11 protein-coding genes, 2 tRNA genes and 1 pseudogene are annotated in these 13,062 nt (G+C 48.6%); 11 read left to right on the top strand and 3 right to left on the bottom strand.

The window, feature by feature from the left end:
* Window positions 1-477 precede the first annotated feature (477 nt).
* Window positions 478-1,328 (top strand): annotated as a pseudogene (locus G5S52_RS17915) (magnesium transporter).
* Here the strand turns inward: G5S52_RS17915 and dacB are convergent.
* Window positions 1,303-2,718, bottom strand: a complete 1,416-nt coding sequence (gene dacB, locus G5S52_RS17910) for a serine-type D-Ala-D-Ala carboxypeptidase (RefSeq protein WP_165017008.1) — start codon at window positions 2,716-2,718, stop codon at window positions 1,303-1,305. The pseudogene G5S52_RS17915 and the gene dacB sit on opposite strands and share 26 nt — an antisense overlap.
* A 102-nt stretch (window positions 2,719-2,820) precedes the next feature.
* Window positions 2,821-3,765 carry a porin gene (locus G5S52_RS17905; RefSeq protein ID WP_165017005.1) on the bottom strand — a complete coding sequence of 315 codons (945 nt, stop codon included), beginning with the start codon at window positions 3,763-3,765 and terminating at the stop codon, window positions 2,821-2,823.
* 476 nt (window positions 3,766-4,241) lie between these two features.
* On the opposite strand from G5S52_RS17905, the gene greA reads away from it, so the two are divergent.
* Window positions 4,242-4,715 (top strand): transcription elongation factor GreA, encoded by a 474-nt coding sequence (gene greA / locus G5S52_RS17900; RefSeq protein WP_197475417.1) that lies wholly within the window; start codon window positions 4,242-4,244, stop codon window positions 4,713-4,715.
* 81 nt (window positions 4,716-4,796) lie between these two features.
* Here greA and yhbY read toward each other — a convergent pair whose 3' ends face one another.
* Window positions 4,797-5,093 carry a ribosome assembly RNA-binding protein YhbY gene (yhbY, locus tag G5S52_RS17895; protein ID WP_002540335.1) on the bottom strand — a complete coding sequence of 99 codons (297 nt, stop codon included), beginning with the start codon at window positions 5,091-5,093 and terminating at the stop codon, window positions 4,797-4,799.
* 131 nt (window positions 5,094-5,224) lie between these two features.
* Between yhbY and rlmE the strand changes: the two genes are divergently transcribed.
* The 9 genes from rlmE to nusA all read left to right on the top strand — a co-directional run bounded on the left by rlmE (window position 5,225) and on the right by nusA (window position 13,050).
* Window positions 5,225-5,854: a 23S rRNA (uridine(2552)-2'-O)-methyltransferase RlmE gene (rlmE, locus tag G5S52_RS17890; protein WP_002540334.1), complete on the top strand. Its 630-nt coding sequence runs from the start codon at window positions 5,225-5,227 to the stop codon at window positions 5,852-5,854.
* A 50-nt stretch (window positions 5,855-5,904) separates the two neighbouring features.
* Window positions 5,905-7,854, top strand: a complete 1,950-nt coding sequence (ftsH, locus tag G5S52_RS17885; RefSeq protein WP_165017002.1) for an ATP-dependent zinc metalloprotease FtsH — start codon at window positions 5,905-5,907, stop codon at window positions 7,852-7,854.
* Between the two features lie 87 nt (window positions 7,855-7,941).
* Entirely contained in the window at window positions 7,942-8,793 is an 852-nt protein-coding gene (gene folP, locus G5S52_RS17880; protein ID WP_165016999.1) for a dihydropteroate synthase, read from the top strand.
* Window positions 8,790-10,127 (top strand): phosphoglucosamine mutase, encoded by a 1,338-nt coding sequence (gene glmM / locus G5S52_RS17875; protein WP_165016996.1) that lies wholly within the window; start codon window positions 8,790-8,792, stop codon window positions 10,125-10,127. Before folP ends, glmM begins: the two co-directional genes overlap by 4 nt.
* Before the next feature lie 211 nt (window positions 10,128-10,338).
* Window positions 10,339-10,671: a preprotein translocase subunit SecG gene (secG, locus tag G5S52_RS17870; RefSeq protein WP_002540329.1), complete on the top strand. Its 333-nt coding sequence runs from the start codon at window positions 10,339-10,341 to the stop codon at window positions 10,669-10,671.
* A gap of 8 nt (window positions 10,672-10,679) precedes the next feature.
* Window positions 10,680-10,766 (top strand) — tRNA-Leu (locus G5S52_RS17865).
* 74 nt (window positions 10,767-10,840) lie between these two features.
* Window positions 10,841-10,917 (top strand) — tRNA-Met (locus G5S52_RS17860).
* Window positions 10,918-11,085: 168 nt separating this feature from the next.
* On the top strand, window positions 11,086-11,541 hold the full coding sequence (rimP, locus tag G5S52_RS17855; protein ID WP_002540328.1) for a ribosome maturation factor RimP: 456 nt from the start codon (window positions 11,086-11,088) through the stop codon (window positions 11,539-11,541).
* 21 nt (window positions 11,542-11,562) lie between these two features.
* On the top strand, window positions 11,563-13,050 hold the full coding sequence (gene nusA, locus G5S52_RS17850) for a transcription termination factor NusA (RefSeq protein ID WP_165016980.1): 1,488 nt from the start codon (window positions 11,563-11,565) through the stop codon (window positions 13,048-13,050).
* Window positions 13,051-13,062 lie beyond the last annotated feature (12 nt).

Genomic DNA, 13,062 nt, shown 5'->3' with positions numbered 1-13,062 from the left:
CCCGAACGATTCGGAGCTAGCGCTTTGAGTTGTGAGGGGCGACTAATGAGTCGGCAGTAAGCCGACCGTTACGATAACCTCCTTGCCCGCCTTAATGGCGGGCTTTTTTATGTTTTTAGTTTTTTGCCCTTGATATTTTTTGCCTTGTTTTTAGTTGAGTTCGTGTGCGTTCCACTTAGAATTTACGGGTCGCAATGCTGCGACTGAATTGGAGAAAACCATGAACGTTATCGACCAGCCTCCGAGTTGCAAGGGAAGCCTGTATTCCCAGACGGTAACATTCGTGATCATTTCGCGTTTCGACCGTCCGGTTGGAATGCTCCGTTTTAAAGCTCCTTTTTATTCCCTGTGCTTCCCGACAATTCTGAGTGAGAAAGCTGACTGTATTCGTATGTCTTTAAAAGGCTTCTGCACGTTTTCGAATTAAATCAGTCGCTTCTCTATGGTCGTTACACCTAGCCAATCGGGAGGTTCGCTATGGCGGTAATGAACGCTACTTCGCTGGGAAACCAGCCAAGCACTTTTGCTGCGAGAGAAATTGAAGCAGCAAGAAGCGCTTTTTATTTCTATGAAAACAATGAGCGTGTTCGCTTGCTCTCTGTAATGCCTGTCAGTGAGCAATTGCAGTATTAAATCAGTGTCCGCTGGCGTTGGTTCGACAGCTACTTGATGACTTGGCTGAAACTGGGGAGGTAGTGCGTGTGAGGCAAATTGCCACTGGACTTGGGCTTATCAGTTCAGAAGCAGAGCCTGATGGCAACTACTTGACTAACTCGGTATTGAGCCATGTCCGTCAACGGATTGGTTGGATTGTCGGATTAGCACTGCTTGGTATTGTTTCGGGACTTATCATCTCGCACTACGAGGATACATTGAGCCAGCTTGTGTTACTGGCTATCTATATGCCCGTCATTGCCGCTGCCGGTGGTAATGCTGGTTCTCAAGCTGCGACGCTGGTGGTGAGGGCGTTGGCGATGAATGAAGTCAGGCCGGGACAATGGCTGCTCGTGATGTGGAAAGAAGTGAGGATCGCGGCGATCATCGCTATCGCATTGGCGGTCGTCATCATGGCAAGGGTCATGTTATTCAGTGATGACAGGGCGCTGCCAGCAGGCATGACCTTAATTGATATCGCCATAGCCATAGGCCTGGCATTGAGCATTCAAGTAACAATTTCGACCACCCTTGGTGGAGTGCTGCCTTTGGTAGCAAGAAAGCTCAAGCTTGATCCTGCAGTGTTGGTCAGCCCTGTGCTAGCCTCTGTGGTCGATATCAGTGGGATGGCAATCTATTTCGTTACTGTTAACGCGTGGTTAGGCTTGACGTAAGAAGAGCCTGATAAAGTTCCCGTTCAAATTGAGTGATCGGGCTGGCGACATTGGCTGGCCTGTCATCCGATTTTGGGATGTGATAGTTCGTCACTAATTGCACGACCAAGATATCTTTACCTTGCTCGTTTTTAAGCACGCCAGCGAGGTTATAACTGCCATATAACGAGCCTGTTTTTGCTGAGAGTCTTTGCTTTAAGGGAGCATGGCGTACGCTGGAGCGGTATTTTAGCGTGCCATCGACGCCTGAAACAGGCAGCATGGAAAGCACGCCGAGACTCGGGTTTTCATAAACGTAATGCATGACGTTCATCAGCTGAGAAGCCGTCATGCGGTTGTTACGTGACAAACCAGAACCATCAACTATCACTGCATGGGTTAAATCCAGCCCTGCCTCCTCCTGCAAAATCGCTTTCACCGCTGCTGCGCCGTTTGCAAAGGTGCCAGGTTGACCGTAATAACGGTGCCCCATGGTTTTTAAAAGGTTGTCGGCCAACAAGTTATCAGAGCGCTTCAGCATGACTTTTAGGAGAGCATCCCGCGAATCCGACGTGTGTCTTGCTAGCAAAGTGCGGTTACCCTTGATTGCGCCCAGTCGAATCTTTCCATCCAATTTGATAGCGGCGCTTTTCAGCTCTGAAGCCAATACATCTTCGACATATTTTTGTGGATTCTGAACGGCAAATTTGAGGGGGAGTGGGTTAGAGCGATGTTGTAAGCATCCACTCAGCAAGTACTGGTTGTTATTGTCGTAATGAAGTTCCAAATCACATAGATTGGCTTCCTGCTCGCTTTTGGTCACGGCGAGCGCGTCAGTCTTGACTTGTACAGGCTGGTGTTCAGGGACAAAGACCCGGGTGACTTTTTGATTTTTTTCACTGTATATCGAGCCTTGAACACAGTTTCTCTCCAAAGCAACTGCGCTGGAAGGGGCACTATAACAAACGCCCAGAATATCCCACGGCCATCCTACTGCTCGCTCGTAGCCAGCAAACACAGTCCCATCCAGCCAGACATCGCCTCTGATCCGCTTCACGCCTTTTGCTTTGAGGGCGCTAACCATAAGCTGGAGGTCTTTTCGCGTTAAAGTGGGATCACCTGAAAAGGTAAATACGACGTCATTGCCAGCCTGTTCAACTTTGGTTTCAAAGGCAAAGTCTTTAGGGAGGTAGAGGCTGGCTGCAAGCGCAGTGACCACCTTCTGGGTACTGGCTGGTGGTAGAAGGATGTCGTCGTCAACTGACACAATTTCAGAGCCTGAATTGGCATCATGGACAGAGAGTGCCAATTGGCTACCTGCGGGGAGCATTGCCTGAATTTTATTGAGCGGAACGGCTTGAGTTGAGAAAGAAAGCGAGATGAAAAATAGCAGAGTAAGAAGGCGCACCATGAATTCTCCGGCAAGGAAGGCAGATCCAGTATGGTACAAAAAACGCCTACACGTAGGTAGGCGTTTTGATATTCAATATTAAGTCTTTAACTTAACAGAGAATTAGAAGTCGTAACGCAGGCCGAATACCAGCTCGTCTTCTGCATCTTTCTTAGTATCAACTTCGTTTTCATTCAGTAGATTGAAGTTGTAAGAAACGTAAGTGCGGAAGTTGTCGTTGAAGTAGTGAGTTGCGTCAACAGCGATAGAGTCGTAAGTGTCTGACTTAGTTGAGCCAGCTTTAGATTCAGCGTTGTTGTAAGTCGTAGTGAACTTGGTGTTACCCATTTTGTAAGCAGCAGCCAGTTCGTAACCAGTCAGGTCAGTTTTTGCGCCAGACAGTTTCTCTTCGCCATCTTTGTACAGCGCTGCAACGTAGATGTTGTTGATTGAGTAAGAGATAGCTGCTTCGATTTGGCTTTCAGTCAGCTTAGCATTGGTGTCTTGGTCAGCATAACCCAGACCCATTGCCAGACCGTTGTCCATCGCGTAAACCGCACCCAGAGAGTAACCTTTCTCTACAGAGTCGTTTTCGCCAACGTAGTTAGCTTTAACAGTCAGACCACCAAACTCACCAACATATGCAATGTTGTTGTCTGTACGGTCAGCAACGTCGATTTTAGAGCTCGCACCAGCGCCGTGGTAAGACATGATATCAGTGAAGTCTGTGATCATGCCCAAAGAGCCGTCATTCAGGCCGTAAGTTACCAGGCCGAACTCAGTACCGATACCAGCGTAAATGTAGCGGTTTTCATCTTTAGATTCGTTAGACTTGAACTCACGCTCGAAGAAACCAACACCGTATGCACCTTCAGCGATTTGAGTAGTACCCAGAACGTTGATACGTACGCGGCTGTTGTCAGTCATGTCGCCATCTTTGATAGCTGCACGAGCTTCCGCACGGCCGCCGATAGCCATAGAAGAAGTGCCGTCGTTAAAAATTTCAGCAGCAGAAACAGAGGTAGAAGCTACAGCAGCTACAGCAAGAGCAATCAACTTTTTGTTCATTACGTTGTCCTTTATATGAATTTGATTTTCGTGACGTTATCTCCAAACGTCGCGATGCCTTGTTTGTAACCGCTCCCGATTTGGGACTGTTAGTAAAACAATCAAAAAACAAATAGAAAACACTGTTTTTTATGTGAGTATGGATTGGAAATATCTTTAATAACAGTTGTTTATGGCTTCTTCGTAAAGTTCATTGGGTGCTGGGTGATTTAGAATTTTTTATATTTAATTGCGAAATAAATCTCTAAGTTGTTGGTTTAATATGTGACATGCGTTTGGGAATTGCGCTCTAAAGTATGTTTCAGCTTTTCCGCTCACGATTTTGGGAAGCTAGGCTTTCAAATCGTTGGTGACCTGAACAGATAACTTGTTTACACTGAGATGAAAGTAATTCGTTGGCTGCGCTCAAACTCCGTCTGGGCGTGGCTTTGTTTTTGCCAAAACATATGGTTTTGGTCACAGAGGTAATGTCATTTATGGATAAAGTACCAATGACTGTGCGTGGCGAACAGCAATTGAGAGAAGAGCTGGATCGCCTGTTGAAACGCCGTCCGCTTATTACTCAAGCGATTGCAGAAGCTCGCGAACTTGGTGACCTGAAAGAGAATGCGGAGTACCACGCGGCTCGCGAAGAGCAAGGCATTTGTGAAGCACAAATCCGTGATATCGAGTACAAGCTTTCTGTCGCTCAGGTGATCGACATTGCGAAGATGCCAAACAACGGCAAAGTTATCTTCGGTTCTACTGTAACGCTGATTGACTGCAACACTGATGATGAGGTGACTTACCAAATCGTGGGTGACGACGAGGCGGACATCAAGCAGAACCTGATTTCTATCAACTCACCAATTGCACGTGGCCTTATCGGTAAAGAAGAAGGTGATGAAGTGTCAATCACTGTGCCGGGCGGTGTGAAAGAGTTTGAGATTGATAGCGTAGAATACGTTTAAAGGTTGGATGCCTGCCGTCGATAAAAATGTTAGCGATTGTTACAGGCACTATACGTAAAAAAGGCCGCTAAGCGGCCTTTTTTATTTGCGTGGCAATTCGATCTTGCGCTCTTCGCTTTGACGGTACAGAACCAGAACTTTACCGATAACCTGTACTTTCTCTGCTTTAGTTTCACGAACGATTGCGTCTACAATCAGGTTCTTAGTGTCGCGATCTTCTGATGCCACTTTCACCTTGATCAATTCGTGATGATCGAGAGCGATTTCAATCTCAGCAAGCACGGCTTCTGTCAGGCCATTCGCACCCATGAGTACAACCGGCTTCAGGTTGTGTGCAAGACCTTTCAGATACTGTTTTTGTTTTGTGCTTAGATTCATTGATGACTCGATTTATTGTTTTATCGGGGTTGAAAACGTGACATTCTACCGCCATCTCTATCCAAACTGAACAAATATCCCCCTGAATCGACCGCAAGAAATTTGTGGCAGTATTGTGGGCTAGGTAAAACATGAGCAAAAAGAAACACTCAGCGAGCTCTGGTCGCTGGTTGAAAGAACATTTTGATGATAAATATGTTCAAGAGGCCCAGAAAAAAGGCTTTCGTTCCCGAGCCATTTTTAAGCTCGATGAAATCCAGGGTAAGGATAAACTGCTAAAACCGGGCATGACGATTGTGGATTTGGGTGCCGCTCCTGGCGGTTGGTCTCAATACGCAGTAGAGCAAGTCGGTGATAGTGGACAGGTGATTGCCTGTGATATTCTGCCTATGGACTCGCTTCCAGGCGTGGCCTTCTTGCAAGGCGATTTCCGTGAAGAAGCGGTGCTGAATGCGTTACTTGACCGTATCCAACCGGACATGGTGGATGTGGTGATGTCAGACATGGCACCTAACATGAGCGGTAATTTAGCGTCTGACCAACCACGAGCCATGTATCTTGTTGAGCTTGCATTGGATATGTGTCGTGAAGTCTTGGCACCGAATGGTTCATTTATTGTTAAGGTTTTCCAAGGTGAAGGCTTTGATCAGTACTTGGCCGAAGTGCGTAAGATGTTTAAAGCGGTGAAAATCCGCAAACCTGATTCCTCCCGTGCGCGCTCGCGTGAGGTCTACATTGTGGCTACAGGGTATAAACTGTAGTACTCTACCATTATTAATATAGTTTTTGCGGGGCTAACACCTTGAGTGACATGGCAAAAAACTTGATTTTATGGCTGGTTATCGCTGTTGTATTGATGTCTGTGTTCCAAAGTTTTGGACCAGGCGACAGTGCTGGCCGTCAAGTCGACTACACAACGTTCGTCCAAGAGATAGGACAGGATAAAATACAGGATGTACAGTTCGATAACCGCGAACTGAAAGTGACACGTCGTGATGGCACTGGCTATGTCACGTATATGCCTGTACTTCAAGACCCTAAGCTTCTTGACGATCTGATCAACGCGAAAGTTCAGGTACGTGGTACACCGCCTGAAGAACCAAGCATTCTTGCGTCTATCTTCATCTCTTGGTTCCCAATGCTGCTGCTTATCGGGGTGTGGATTTTCTTCATGCGCCAGATGCAAGGCGGCGGTGGCAAAGGTGCGATGTCTTTTGGTAAGTCAAAAGCGCGCATGATGAGCGAAGAGCAAATCAAAACGACTTTCGCAGACGTTGCTGGTTGTGACGAAGCAAAAGAAGACGTCAAAGAGCTGGTTGATTACCTGCGCGACCCAAGCCGTTTCCAGAAGCTGGGCGGTAAGATTCCGACCGGTGTCCTGATGGTTGGTCCTCCAGGTACAGGTAAAACTCTGCTGGCAAAAGCTATTGCCGGTGAGGCAAAAGTACCTTTCTTCACCATTTCTGGTTCTGACTTCGTTGAAATGTTCGTGGGTGTGGGTGCATCGCGTGTGCGTGACATGTTCGAACAAGCGAAGAAGGCATCACCATGTATCATCTTCATTGATGAGATCGACGCAGTCGGTCGCCAGCGTGGTGCTGGTTTGGGCGGTGGTCACGATGAGCGTGAGCAAACCCTGAACCAAATGCTGGTTGAAATGGATGGCTTTGAAGGTAACGAAGGCATCATTGTTATTGCAGCGACTAACCGTCCAGACGTTCTTGACCCTGCATTGTTGCGTCCTGGCCGTTTCGACCGCCAAGTTGTTGTTGGTTTGCCAGATGTTCGTGGTCGTGAGCAGATCCTGAAAGTTCACATGCGTAAAGTGCCATTGGGCAGTGATGTTGAAGCTTCACTGATTGCTCGTGGTACCCCAGGTTTCTCGGGTGCAGATCTGGCTAATCTTGTCAACGAAGCAGCACTGTTTGCTGCGCGTGGTAACAAGCGCGTTGTTTCAATGGTTGAGTTTGAACTGGCGAAAGACAAAATTATGATGGGCGCAGAGCGCAAGTCTATGGTGATGTCTGAAGAGACCAAAGAATCAACGGCATACCACGAAGCGGGTCACGCTGTTGTTGGTCGTCTGGTGCCTGAGCACGATCCTGTGTACAAGGTCTCTATCATCCCACGTGGACGTGCGCTGGGTGTAACCATGTACCTGCCCGAGCAAGACCGTGTCAGTATGTCCCGTCAACACTTGGAGTCGATGATTTCAAGCCTGTACGGTGGCCGACTGGCTGAAGAGCTCATTTACGGTGTAGACAAAGTGTCTACCGGTGCATCTAACGACATCGAGCGAGCGACAGATATCGCCCGTAAGATGGTGACTCAATGGGGCTTCTCTGAGAAATTAGGTCCACTGCTGTATGCAGAAGACGAAGGTGAAGTGTTCCTGGGTCGCTCAGTGACACAGAGCAAGCACATGTCTGATGAGACAGCTCGTCTTATCGATGGTGAAATTCGTGAACTGATTGACCGCAACTACCTGCGTGCCCGTAAGATCATCGAAGAAAACATGGACATCATGCATGCCATGAAAGATGCGCTGATGAAGTACGAAACTATTGATGCGGCGCAAATTGATGACCTGATGGCGCGTCGCCCAGTGCGAGAGCCAGCGGGCTGGTCAGCTGACGACAGTTCAGACAATACACCGACCAAGCCAAGTGCTGAAGCGAAAACATCTGACGTTCCTCCTTCCTCTGATGATGTCGAGTCTGGCAATAAGTCAGTCGACCCAGACGGCAAGTCGGAAGCGTAATTGGTGACTCATACCGACAAAACCCCGGGATAACTCGGGGTTTTTCTTTTATCTGTAGAAAATTATCTTCCCGAACAAAGCCTTCATATGAAACTCGTCAGCAAAAACAAAACTCTCGATCTGTCTTCACCACAGGTAATGGGAATCCTCAATGTGACACCGGATTCGTTTTCTGACGGTGGAAAATTCAATCGACTGGATACAGCGCTAAAGCATGCAGAAGCTATGTTGAAAGCGGGTGCAACCATACTCGATATCGGTGGTGAATCGACCCGTCCTGGGGCCGCAGACGTTTCCTTGGAGGACGAGTTGGAACGTGTGATTCCTGCTATTGAAGCTATTCGTTCTCGCTTTGACTGCTGTATATCCATAGATACCAGTAAAGCAGCAGTCATGCGTGAAGCAGTAGCCTCCGGTGCTGATATCATCAACGACGTCCGTGCACTTCAAGAGCCGCTGGCTTTGGAAGAAGCGGCTAAAGCCAACGTACCAGTTTGTTTGATGCACATGCAGGGGCAACCGCGCACCATGCAAACCAATCCTACCTATGATGATCTGCTTGGCGATATTTTCACCTTCTTTGAAGGTCGTATTTCGGCCTGTGAACATGTTGGGATCGCGCGGGAAAAAATCATTCTCGACCCCGGATTTGGCTTCGGGAAAACACTGACACATAACTACCAGCTCCTAGCAAAGCTGGATGACTTTCATCAATTTGGCCTGCCAGTTCTGGCGGGAATGTCACGAAAGTCTATGATTTTTAAATTATTAGAAAAATCCCCGACCGAGATTCTCGGGGGGAGCTTAGCTTGCGCCACCATAGCTGCGATGAAAGGGGCTCAAATCATCCGCGTTCATGACGTGGCTGAAACCTCTGATGTCGTCCGTGTTGTGAATACAATGCGAGAAGCAGCTGGTTTATTTGGAGATACACAATGACAGAACGTAAGTACTTCGGCACTGACGGTGTCCGCGGTAAAGTGGGCCAATTCCCAATCACGCCTGATTTCATCCTTAAGCTTGGCTGGGCGGCGGGTCGCGTACTGAGCCAGCAGGGCACCAAGAAAGTACTGATTGGTAAAGACACGCGTATTTCTGGCTACATGCTGGAATCAGCGTTGGAAGCAGGACTCTCAGCTGCGGGACTGCAGGCTGCTTTTACAGGGCCAATGCCAACTCCTGCCATTGCCTACCTAACGCAAACGTTTCGCGCTGAAGCGGGGATTGTGATTTCAGCTTCACACAACCCTTATTACGATAACGGCATCAAGTTCTTCTCTTCAGAAGGAACCAAACTGCCGGATGCAATCGAGCTTGCGATTGAAGCCGAGCTTGAAAAGCCACTGACCTGTGTAGAGTCGGCGCAGTTGGGTAAGGCGAAACGTATTGTCGATGCTGCAGGCCGTTATATCGAATTCTGTAAAGGCACTTTCCCTTCCGAGATGAACCTTAAGGGTATGAAGATTGTTATCGATTGTGCCCACGGTGCGACCTACCACATTGCACCCTCCGTGTTTAAAGAGCTGGGTGCAGATGTCATCGCAATGGGTGTTGAGCCGAATGGTACCAATATCAACGATAAAGTAGGTGCAACTGATGTACGTGCGCTTCAGGCTCGTGTAGTAGAAGAGCAAGCTATGCTGGGTATCGCCTTCGATGGTGACGGTGACCGAGTCATCATGGTTGACCATGAGGGTAACAAAGTTGATGGTGATCAGATCGCTTATATCATCGCCCGAGAGTCACTGCGCCGCGGTGAACTGAAAGGCGGGGTAGTGGGCACGTTGATGACCAACATGGGCATGGAAGTGGCACTGAAAAATCTTGGCATTCCATTTACCCGAGCCAAAGTGGGCGACCGCTATGTGATGGAAAAGCTGTTGGAAAACGGATGGACGATCGGTGCGGAAAACTCAGGTCATGTTATTTTGCTGGATAAAGTGACGACCGGAGATGCGATTGTTGCGGCGTTGCAAGTGTTGGCAAGTGTTGTCGGTACTGGCATGTCGCTGAAAGAGTTGTGCGATGGCATGAGCATGTTCCCACAAGTACTAGAAAACGTGCGTTTTAGTGGTGACAGCGATCCTCTGGAGTCCGACGCCGTGCTGTCAGCGAAAGCGTCTGTAGAAGCCAAACTTGGCGAGACAGGTCGCGTGTTGTTGCGTAAGTCTGGTACTGAACCGCTGATCCGCGTTATGGTGGAAGGCGAAAATGCGGAAGACGTAAAAGCCTACGCATTAGAAATTGCAGATGCAGTGAAAGCAAACTGCTAATTTCAAAGTCCTTACAAGGATAGTTATGGGGCGGGAGTGTCCGGTTGGTTACAAGATGTGCAAACGAAATGAAAAGTGCTGTTTTTTTGCATTTTTCACTTGTTTCACCTGCTGGCATTCGTTAGTATTCTCCCGCTCCCAATGATGGGAGTTGCGCTGGTGAGCTTGAAATGGTCATCTGGCTCAACAATTTGGAACATAGGTGGAACCCATGTACGAAATTCTACTTGTGATTTATCTGTTGGCCGCACTTGCTGTTATTGGCCTGGTTCTGGTTCAACAAGGTAAAGGCGCAGATATGGGAGCCTCATTTGGGGCTGGGGCATCAAACACTGTGTTTGGCTCTGGCGGCTCTGGAAACTTCCTCACCCGAATGACCGCGATCTTCGCGACGATATTTTTTATTCTCAGCCTAGTACTAGGTAATCTGACTGCAAAGCAGACCAATGCCGGCGGAGAATATGATGACTTGAGTGTTCCAGTGGAACAGATCCAGTCAGGTGATGTGCCAGCTGCTGGTAACAACAGCGACATCCCGAACTAATACCTTTCGCTGAGGTGGTGGAATTGGTAGACACGCTGTCTTGAGGGGGCAGTGCCTTAACAGGCGTGCGGGTTCAAGTCCCGCTCTCAGCACCAATTTAAAAGTCCTGAATAAGGCCATCGCACTTGAATTAGTGCATGAGGCGACGATATAATGTGCGCCGTTCGGACGCGGGGTGGAGCAGCTTGGTAGCTCGTCGGGCTCATAACCCGAAGGTCGTCGGTTCAAATCCGGCCCCCGCAACCACTTTGAGGTGATTGTTTATAGAGACCAAAACAGTCACTGGTCATGAGAAATCATGACATCAGGGTCCAGTTACATTAAACCCCGACATTCGGGGTTTTTGTTATCTGAAGATGACCATTCGGATGGATAACTGGGCTTTTAGGCCCTTTTTTTATTTCTGGGGTTTGTATGACCGGACTAGAGAAACAGCTTCACGCCTTGCTTGAAGCGCCTGTAGAGGCATTAGATTACGAACTGGTCGGGCTCGAGTTTGTTCGTGCGGGACAACACTCCACCCTTCGTATCTATATTGATCACGAAAACGGCATCACAGTTGAAGACTGTGCTGAAGTTAGCCGCCAGGTTAGTGCAGTAATGGACGTCGAAGATCCAATTACAGTGGCTTACAACCTGGAAGTGTCGTCTCCTGGCTTGGAGCGACCACTGTTTAAAGCAGAACATTATCAGCGCTTTGTTGGCCACGAAGTGAACATTGTGCTGAAGATGGCCATGCAGAACCGCCGCAAGTGGAAAGGTGAAATTCTTTCTGTCGAAGGCGAAACCGTCACCATCAAGGTCGATGGCAACGAAGAAGCGTTCGCCCTGAGCAATATCGCCAAGGCCAACCTGGTTCCTTCATTTTAAGGTTAAATGAGGCATTAGTTCATGAACAAAGAAATCTTGGCTGTCGTAGAAGCGGTATCCAACGAAAAAGCAGTTCCACGTGAGCGCATTTTTGAAGCACTGGAAACGGCGCTGGCTACAGCTACAAAGAAAAAATACGAAGCTGACATCGATGTACGTGTTGCTATCGATCGTAAAACTGGTGAGTTTGACACCTTCCGCCGCTGGTTGGTGGTAGAAGAAGTGGCGCTACCGACCCGTGAAATCACGTTGGAAGCGGCACAATTTGAAGATGAGACACTGGATCTGGGTGGTTTCGTTGAAGATGAAATCGAATCAGTGACGTTCGACCGCATCACAACCCAAACTGCTAAGCAAGTGATCGTGCAGAAAGTACGTGAAGCAGAGCGTGCTCAAGTGGTTGAGCAGTTCATGGACAACGAAGGTGAGCTGATCACCGGTGTGGTTAAGAAAGTTAACCGCGATGTGATTATCGTTGACCTGGGTAACAACGCAGAAGCGGCAATCCAGCGTGACGATCAACTGCCACGTGAAAACTTCCGCCCAGGCGACCGCGTTCGTGGTTTGCTGTATGCTGTACGCCCAGAAGCGCGCGGTTTCCAGCTTTTCATGACCCGTTCAAAGCCAGAAATGCTGATCGAACTGTTCCGCATTGAAGTGCCAGAAATCGGCGAAGAGATGATCGAAGTGATGGGCGCGGCTCGTGACCCGGGCTCTCGTGCAAAAATCGCGGTGAAAACCAACGACAAGCGTATCGACCCAGTAGGTGCGTGTGTGGGTATGCGTGGTGCGCGTGTACAGGCAGTATCTGGTGAGTTGGGCGGCGAACGTATCGACATCGTGCTGTGGGACGATAACCCAGCGCAATTCGTTATCAACGCAATGGCACCAGCAGACGTTGCTTCCATCATTGTGGATGAAGACACCCACACGATGGATATCGCTGTTGAAGCTGACAATCTGGCACAGGCTATCGGCCGTAACGGTCAAAACGTACGTTTGGCGTCTCAGCTGACAGGCTGGGAATTGAACGTAATGACCGTGGAAGATCTTCAGAAGAAACACCAGGAAGAAGCAGGTCAGTCTATCGAACTGTTCAGCAAACATCTGGACATCGATGAAGACTTCGCTGCAGTGCTGGTTGAAGAAGGTTTCACGACGCTGGAAGAAGTGGCTTACGTACCAGCAGCAGAGCTACTGGAAATCAATGGTCTGGATGAAGACACCGTTGATGAATTGCGTAACCGTGCGAAAGAAGCACTGACCACTATTGCGTTGGCAAAAGAAGAAATCCTTGATGGTGCAGAACCGGCAGAAGACTTGCTTGGTCTGGAAGGTTTGGAGCGTGAAATGGCGTTCCGCCTGGCGTCGAAAGGCGTTTGCACTCTGGAAGATCTGGCTGACCAAGGCACAGATGATCTTCTGGATATCGAGGGAATGGATGAAGTTAAAGCGGGCGAGCTGATTATGGCTGCGCGCAATATTTGCTGGTTCAGCGACGAAGCTTAAGCGCAGCAAAGG

Source organism: Grimontia sedimenti (genome assembly GCF_011045095.1).
GTDB lineage: Bacteria > Pseudomonadota > Gammaproteobacteria > Enterobacterales > Vibrionaceae > Enterovibrio > Enterovibrio sedimenti.
The sequence above is the reverse complement of the archived record's forward strand: the minus strand, read 5'-3'. Positions and strand labels throughout refer to the sequence as shown.